Here is a 1050-nt window from a genome sequence, read left to right on the forward strand (position 1 = left end):
GATCCCGACGTGCTGCCGCGCCGCCCGCGCGACGAGCCGGGCGAGGCGGCGCAGCGCGTGGCGCGCGGGGTGGTCGAACTGCTCTCCACGATCACCGAGGAAGGCTATGTCTTCCGCATCGATCTGCGGCTGCGCCCGGCCTCGGAAGTCAGCCCGCTGGCGATCCCGTTCGAAGGGGCGATCACCCATTATGAATCGAGCGCGCTCGCCTGGGAACGGGCGGCCTATATCCGCGCCCGTGCCGCCGCCGGCGATGTCGCGCGCGGGCAGGCGTTCCTCGATACGATCCGGCCGTTCGTGTGGCGGCGCAGCCTGGATTTTGGGGCGATCGCCGAAATCGGCCGGCTTACCGCGCGCATCCGCGATCACTATGCCGCCGGGCAGGTGGTGGGGCCGGGCTATGATCTCAAGCGCGGGCGCGGGGGCATCCGCGAAGTGGAATTCTTCGCCCAGACCCACCAGCTGATCCACGGCGGGCGCAATCCCGCCCTGCGCCTGCGCGGCACGCGCCCGGCACTCGATGCCCTGGCGCAGGCCGGGATCATCACTGCGGATGACGCGATGGTCATGGGCGAAAGCTATGACCGGCTGCGCGTGCTCGAACATCGCCTGCAGATGGTCGCCGATCAGCAGACGCATGCCCTGCCGCCGCAGCAGGCTGCGCTCGACAGCGTGGCCCAACTGGCCGGGCACGATGATGGTGCCGCGCTGATTGCCGAGGTGCAGGATATTTCCCAGGCCGTGGCGCAGCGGTTCGATGCCCTGCTGGCGATCATCTCGCCCACGGGCGCGGTGGCGGTGGACAACCGCAGCCTGGCGCAGGATCTGGCGGTGATGGGCTTTGCCGATGCCGAAGGGTTGGCCCGGCGGGTGGAAGCATGGGACAGCGGCGCATTCCGCGCGCTGCGCAGCGACGAGGCCCGCGCCGCCTTTGCCCGCGTGCGGCCACAATTGCTGCAGGCGCTGGCCGAGGCGCCCGATCCCGATCATGCGCTGGCGCGGTGGGAACGGCTGCTGGCGGCGCTGCCCTCGGCGATCAACGTGTTCCGC

At 70.7% G+C, this 1050-nt stretch carries 1 pseudogene; it reads left to right on the forward strand.

The window, feature by feature from the left end:
- A pseudogene (locus tag H926_RS27990) lies at positions 1 to 1050 on the forward strand (glutamine-synthetase adenylyltransferase); the annotation flags it as partial.

The sequence above is a fragment of the Novosphingobium sp. B-7 genome, from assembly GCF_000410615.1.
In the GTDB taxonomy this organism is placed as follows: Bacteria; Pseudomonadota; Alphaproteobacteria; order Sphingomonadales; family Sphingomonadaceae; genus Novosphingobium; species Novosphingobium capsulatum.